Below are 6,119 nucleotides of genomic sequence, written 5' to 3'. Positions count from 1 at the left end.
CCCGCTGCGCAGCGGGTACAGGAGCAGGTGGAGCGCGGCGTAGGGCTCGGCCGACTCGGCGAGGGTCCCCGCGGTCGAGAGCCGTCGGACGCCGAGGTCGGTCGCGTGGCGGACCAGGTCGGCGACCAGCGTCGACTTGCCGATCCCGGCCTCACCGTCGATGACGAACGCGGAGCCGCCGTCGTGGACGTCGCGGAGGGCGTCCCGCAGGGCGGAGCCCTCCCGCTCGCGCCCGATGACGGGCTGCGCCATCGTCATGCCGCCAGTATGGCAGCGGTGGGGCCGCCGGCGAAGGGCCCGGCATCGGACGGGAGGCGCGGTGCGGGCCGGCACCGCGCCTCCCGTCCGACGCGGTGCCGGACCACGGCACGGCGCGAGCGGGTCAGCGCGTCGCGTCGCGCGTGATCGCCCGTGCGCACGCGTGCAACGCGGGCACGACGGTGCTCGGCTCGGCGTGCCCGGTCGGCATCACGATCGAGAGGGCCGCGACGACGCCCGAGGCGTCCCGGATCGGCGCACCCGCCGCGACGAGGGCACGCGGGGACCGCTGCGAGCCGACGGCGGCACCCGTCCGACGGACGGCCGACAGGTACCGGCGGAGCTCGACCGCCGACGTCACCTCGTCGACCGAGGTCCGCACGTCGAACGTCGTGATCGCACGCTCCTGGACCTCGTCGGGCGCGAACGCGAGCAGGACGAGTCCGCCGCCGGTCGCCGCGAGGGGCATCCGGCCGCCGACCCGGTAGTCGACGCTCCGGGTCCCGCGCTTGGGCGAGACGCGCTCGACGAGGACCGCCTCGTCCCCCTCACGGACGCTGAGCATGGCGTGCTGTCCCGTCAGGTCGTGCAGGTCCTGGAGGTACGGCAGGGAGGCCTGGCGGAGCCCCACGCCCCGCAGGGCGAGGGACGACAGTTCGTACAGGCGCAGCCCGATCGTGAACCGGCCGTCAGCCCGGCGTTCGAGGGCGCCCTCGGCGACCAGGCTCCGCGCGATCCGGAGCGTCGAGTTGACGGGCAGGCCACAGCGACGCGCGAGTTCGCTCAGTGTCAGCATCGGGTGGCGGTCGTCGAAGCACCCCAGGATCGCGAATGCCCGACCGACCGTCCCCGTGCGAGTGTCGCCCACCGCTGCACCCTACCGCCGACGTCGTCTTCCGCTGAGTGGAAACCCACGCCGAACCGCTCTCGCGCCGTCCTACGCTCGGCCCCCGGACGAAGGAGCAGATCGTGGACGACGTCACCGACATCAGTCAGCTCGTGCTGCGCGAACGCCAGGGGCGGGACCGCGGGCTGTGGGACCGCATGCGTGACGCGTGGGAGCCGGACGGCCGCGTGCGCATCAGCTGGTTCGACGGCAACGCGCGGGACTTCGTCGCGGGGTCGATCGCGATGGCCGCCGGTGGGACGGCCGCCACACACCGGATGAGCCCGCCGGTCGTCGACCTCCTCGGTGACCGCGCGATCGTCGCCGCACCGGCGGTCATCGAGGTCCGCGCCGGACTGGGCGGCGCCGAGGTCGACCTGGCCTCGCGCGTCCGGCTGCTGTACCGCGCACGCCGGACCGGCACCGGCTGGCGGCTGGCCGCGATGACGTGCGTCTACGAATCCGACACGGTGACACCGACCGTTCCCGGCACCGTGCCGGACCTGTCCTCCGTCGCGGTCGACGACCGTCGGCCGTCGTACCGATGGCTCGCGACGGTCCTCGGGGCGAGCGGTCACCGCATCGCCGACGACCTGCCCGGCCCGGACCGGCCCGGGTCCGTCGAGGCGGTGGAAGCCGCCGAACAGGACTGGCTCGACGGCCACGATCGCGACGACCGGGACGGAGACCGCGCATGAGCCGCTACGTCACCGCACCCACCGCCGACCACGACGTCGTCATCCGCGACGTCACCGTCGTCGACCCGCTCGACGGGACCGCCACGGCCGGGCAGGACGTGCGGTTCACCGGCACGACCATCGCGTCGGTGTCCGCCACGTCGCAGACCGGGACGGCCGCGGGCCAGCAGGTCGTCGACGGACGCGGCCGGTTCCTGGTGCCGGGCTTCGCGGACATGCACGCCCACCCGCTCAACTCCCCGGACGACGTCGACGGCGCCTACGCACTGATGCTCGCGAACGGGGTGGTCGGGTTCCGCCAGATGTCCGGCTCGCCCGCCCTGCTGGCAGCCCGTGCCGCGGGTGCACTGCCCGCACCGCTCGGCGCTCCGGCACTCCTCGCCACGCCGGGGGACCTCCTCACCCCGGTGAACGCGTCGACCGCGGAGGCCGCCGTCGCGACCGTCCGTGACCAGCACGCCCAGGGTGCCGACTTCATCAAGGCGGCCCTCGTCGGGCGCGATGCGTTCCTCGCAGCACTCGCTGAGGCAGGTCGGCTCGGTGTCCCGCTCGCAGGACACCTCCCGAACGACGTGGACCCGCGCGAAGCGTCCCGAGGCGGCATGCGAGCGATCGAGCACCTCGGGCCCGGCGCGACCGTGTTCGCCGCGACGTCGTCCCGCGAGGCCGAGGTGCGATCCGCGGTCGGAGCGGCTCGCACGCCGAAGATCCCAACGGTCAGGCTGCCGGGCATGGACCGCGTCATCGGTCGCGTGATCCGCGGCATCGTGGTGAACCCGGCCACGAGGACCTCGGACTCGTCCGCCCGCGCGCTCACCCTCGCCGACGACACGTTCGACGAGGAGGCCGCCCAGGAGTTGGCAGCGCTCTTCGTCGAGCACGAGACCTGGCAGTGCCCGACCCTGGTCCGCCTGCACACGCAGCAGTTCCCGAACGCGCCGGAGCACCGACACGACCACCGTCGCCGCTACATCGCACCCGGGGAGCTCCGCTCGTGGGACCGGTCCGGCCGGAAGTTCGCCGGCCTCCCGACGGAGACCCGGGACGCCCTCGAGTCGCACTGGGCAGCGCAACTGCGCCTCGTCGGGCTCATGGCCGGTGCGGGCGTCCCGATGCTCGCCGGGACGGATGCCGACGGTGCCGCGGGGGTGATCCCGGGTTTCGCGCTCCACGACGAGTTCGGGTACCTCGCCGACGCCGGTCTGGGACCCCTGCAGATCCTCCGGACGGCGACGTCCGACGCGGCGCGGTTCCTCGGGCTCGAGACCGAGACCGGACGCCTGGCGCCCGGGTCACGGGCGGATGCGGTGCTGCTCGCCGCCGATCCGATGACGAGTCACACGGCGCTGGGACGCATCGACGGAGTGGTCCGGGCGGGGTCGTTCTGGGATCGATCGGCGCTGGACGGGATCCTCGAGCGGGTGGCGGGGGCGCCGGGGGCGCGCTGAGCCGACACCGCACGGCCGTGCGGCCGTGCGGCCGCCGAAGCGTGTCCCCGACAGAGGCACGCATCAGCGCGCGCGCTCCGTCAGGGTGATGGCATCGCCCGTCAGGAGTCTCAGTGCCGCGTCACGTTCTCGTTCACCCAGTCGCGCAGGTGCGCGAGCGGCGCGGCAGCACCGCGACCGAGCGGTGTGAGCGCGTACTCGACCCGCAGCGGGACCTCGGCGAACACGGTGCGGTCGACCAGGCCGGCCTCCTCCATGCGCTTCAGGGACGCCGAGAGGACCTTCGGGCTCACACCCTGCAGCTGGCGCCGGAGTTCCCCGAACCGCTGCGGGCCGTCCTCGAGCACACCGATCGCGAGCGCCGTCCACTTGTTGGCGAGCAGGTCGAGCATCTCGCGGCAGGGGCAAGCGGCTGCGTACACGTCGTTCCGGTCGCAGGCGTCGAGCACGTGCGCCGCTTCGAGAGGGTGGCTCGTCGAGGGGGTCACACCGGAACGGTAACGCGCGCCGCGGCCTTCGACAAGGGGTCGATTCCCTATGGGTACCGCCGCCCATCAGGTGTTCCATGGTTACCGTGGGGTTACCAGGGGCCCTTGCGGGTAACCACAGCACCGGGTGCAGAGTGCTGACATGACCACGACGAACGAGGTCCGAGCGATCGGACAGACCGCAGCTCTCCCGGTGACCAGCGCGCGCAGCCTGGTGCCGACGACCATCCCCGAACCGGTTCCCGGGCCCCACGACCTGCTCGTCGAGGTCCGCGCCGTCTCGGTCAACCCGGTCGACGTGAAGCTCCGGGGCGGTGCCGAACCCGACGGCGGCGTCCGTGTGCTCGGTTTCGACGCATCCGGCACGGTCCGCGCCGTCGGAGACGCCGTGACCCTGTTCGCTCCGGGCGACGACGTGTTCTACGCCGGGGCCATCGACCGTCCCGGGAGCAACGCCGAGCTGCAGGTCGTGGACGAGCGCATCGTCGGGCGGCGACCCCGCACCCTGTCGCACACCGAGGCCGCAGCGCTTCCCCTCACCGCGATCACCGCCTGGGAGAGCCTGTTCGAGAAGCTCCGCATCGGTGCTGACGCCACCGGGACCCTGCTCGTCGTCGGCGGCGCTGGTGGCGTCGGCTCGATGGCCATCCAGCTCGCCCGGACGCTGCTGCCCGGCGTGCGGGTCATCGCGACCGCGTCACGTCCGGCGAGCGAGTCCTGGGTCCGGGACCTCGGCGCACACGACGTCGTCGACCACCACGCGGACCTGGCCGCACAGGTCCTCGAGGTCGCGCCGGACGGGATCGAGTGGATCCTGACCACGAACTCGGCAGGACAGCTCCCCGTGTACGAGCGCGTGCTGCGTCCCTTCGGGGAGATCGTCGCGATCGACGATCCCGAACAGGTCGACGTCGTAGCACTGAAGTCGAAGGCACTGAGCTGGCACTGGGAGTTCATGTTCGCCCGTTCGCTGCACCAGGCCAACGACATGCATCGTCAGCACGAGCTCCTGGACACCGTCGCGGACCTCGTCGACTCCGGCCGGGTCCGGCACACGGCGACCACCGTGCTCCGACCGATCTCGGCCGAGACCCTGCGGGAGGCACACGCCCTCGTCGAGAGCGGTCGCGTGATCGGCAAGGTCGTCGTGACCGACGAGCCGGGGCTCTGACCCCGAGTCCCCCACCACCGAGTACGGAACAACGAAAGGAACCAGCATGACCATCACTCTCGCGCAGGCACAGGAGATCATCGCCGCCGCGGACGCCAAGGCCACCGAACTCGGCGTCCCGTCGTCGATCACCGTCCTCGATCGCGGTGCCCGCATGGTCGCCTCGGTCCGCCAGGACGGCGCCCCGCTCGTGTCCGTCGACTCGAGCTTCGCGAAGGCCCGGACGTCGGTGTACTTTGGTGGCGCGGCGACCGGGGACCTCGCAGCTGCGATCCAGCCCGGCGCCCCGCTCTACACGCTCGGCTCAGCGAGCACCGAGCCCCTCGCCTTCCTCGCCGGTGGACTCCCCATCACGGACGCGACCGGGACCGTCATCGGTGCTGTCGGTTCCGGCGGCGGTACGCCCGACGAGGACGCCGTCATCGCGCAGGCCGGCCTCGACGCCATCCGATGAGCACGCAGGGGTTGGACGGCACGACCGTCCTCGTCGTGGGCGCCGGATCAGGCATCGGCACCGCGATCGCGGAGGCGGCCGCGGGTGCCGGCGCGCGGGTCGTCGCTGCCAGCCGACGACTCGACACCGCGGAACAGGTCGCCGAGATCGTCGGACGCGGGACGGCGGCCGTCCGCCTCGATCTCGGCGACGAGGAGAGCATCATCGCCGCTGCCGACGTGCTCGGACCGGTGGACCACGTCGTGACGGTCGCGGCCGACCACGCCAACGGCCCCGTCACGACCCTGGCGGCAGCCGACATCGAGGAGGCGTTCCGGGCGAAGGTCCTCGGCCCGCTCCTGCTGACCAAGCACTTCGCGCCGCGCATGTCACCGCGGGGCTCGTTCGTGCTCTTCTCCGGGTACGTCTCCGCCCGGCCGCAGGGAGGGCTCGCCGTCATGGCGACGACGAACGGCGCGGTGGACGCGCTCGTCCCGGCCCTCGCGGTGGACATCGCCCCGATCCGGGTCGTCGGGATCTCACCCGGCATCGTGGACTCCGGGTCCTGGGACGGACTGGACGACAAGTCGGCGTTCTTCGACGAGGTCGCCCGGACGAACCCCGCCCGGCGCGTCGGAACACCGGCGGACATCGGGGACGCGGTCGTGTTCGCGCTCACCAACCCGTTCCTGACGGCGACCACCGTGCACGTCGACGGTGGCCAGCGCGTCGCCTGA

General features: G+C 72.8%; 8 protein-coding genes. 5 read left to right on the top strand and 3 right to left on the bottom strand.

All coding sequences use genetic code 11. The features are described 5' to 3' along the window. Positions 1-258, bottom strand: a 258-nt coding sequence (locus BIV01_RS16715) for an ATP-binding protein (RefSeq protein WP_139199478.1), incomplete at its 3' end; no start/stop codon positions are given. A 124-nt stretch (positions 259-382) separates the two neighbouring features. Continuing rightward, a complete protein-coding gene (locus BIV01_RS16710) occupies positions 383-1,126 on the bottom strand; it encodes an IclR family transcriptional regulator (protein ID WP_071303565.1) in 744 nt (247 codons plus the stop codon). A 101-nt stretch (positions 1,127-1,227) separates the two neighbouring features. Here BIV01_RS16710 and BIV01_RS16705 point away from each other — a divergent pair, with 101 nt between their 5' ends. Continuing rightward, a complete protein-coding gene (locus BIV01_RS16705) occupies positions 1,228-1,842 on the top strand; it encodes a nuclear transport factor 2 family protein (RefSeq protein WP_071303564.1) in 615 nt (204 codons plus the stop codon). Continuing rightward, the gene (locus tag BIV01_RS16700) at positions 1,839-3,290 is read left to right on the top strand and encodes an amidohydrolase family protein (RefSeq protein ID WP_071303563.1); all 1,452 of its coding nucleotides are present in this window, start codon (positions 1,839-1,841) and stop codon (positions 3,288-3,290) included. Before BIV01_RS16705 ends, BIV01_RS16700 begins: the two co-directional genes overlap by 4 nt. Positions 3,291-3,400: 110 nt before the next feature. Here the strand turns inward: BIV01_RS16700 and BIV01_RS16695 are convergent, their stop codons facing one another. After that, positions 3,401-3,778 (bottom strand): winged helix-turn-helix transcriptional regulator, encoded by a 378-nt coding sequence (locus BIV01_RS16695; RefSeq protein WP_254791863.1) that lies wholly within the window; start codon positions 3,776-3,778, stop codon positions 3,401-3,403. 142 nt (positions 3,779-3,920) lie between these two features. Between BIV01_RS16695 and BIV01_RS16690 the strand changes: the two genes are divergently transcribed. The 3 genes from BIV01_RS16690 to BIV01_RS16680 are packed head-to-tail and all read left to right on the top strand — an operon-like array spanning position 3,921 to position 6,119. After that, positions 3,921-4,949, top strand: a complete 1,029-nt coding sequence (locus BIV01_RS16690) for a zinc-binding alcohol dehydrogenase family protein (protein ID WP_071303561.1) — start codon at positions 3,921-3,923, stop codon at positions 4,947-4,949. A 46-nt stretch (positions 4,950-4,995) separates the two neighbouring features. After that, positions 4,996-5,403, top strand: a complete 408-nt coding sequence (locus BIV01_RS16685; RefSeq protein WP_071303560.1) for a GlcG/HbpS family heme-binding protein — start codon at positions 4,996-4,998, stop codon at positions 5,401-5,403. Then, positions 5,400-6,119 (top strand): SDR family oxidoreductase, encoded by a 720-nt coding sequence (locus BIV01_RS16680; RefSeq protein ID WP_071303559.1) that lies wholly within the window; start codon positions 5,400-5,402, stop codon positions 6,117-6,119. Before BIV01_RS16685 ends, BIV01_RS16680 begins: the two co-directional genes overlap by 4 nt.

The organism is Curtobacterium sp. MCBA15_013 (assembly GCF_001865095.1).
In the GTDB taxonomy this organism is placed as follows: Bacteria; Actinomycetota; Actinomycetes; order Actinomycetales; family Microbacteriaceae; genus Curtobacterium.
Note: the sequence above shows the minus strand (reverse complement) of the source record. Positions and strands in the feature narration are given on the sequence as shown.

Bases quoted from the DNA above. Each gene is read 5' to 3' on its own strand.
- BIV01_RS16680 (WP_071303559.1), top strand. From the start codon at position 5,400: ATGAGCACGCAGGGGTTGGACGGCACGACCGTCCTCGTCGTGGGCGCC.
- BIV01_RS16700 (WP_071303563.1), top strand. From the start codon at position 1,839: ATGAGCCGCTACGTCACCGCACCCACCGCCGACCACGACGTCGTCATC.
- BIV01_RS16685 (WP_071303560.1), top strand. From the start codon at position 4,996: ATGACCATCACTCTCGCGCAGGCACAGGAGATCATCGCCGCCGCGGAC.
- BIV01_RS16690 (WP_071303561.1), top strand. From the start codon at position 3,921: ATGACCACGACGAACGAGGTCCGAGCGATCGGACAGACCGCAGCTCTC.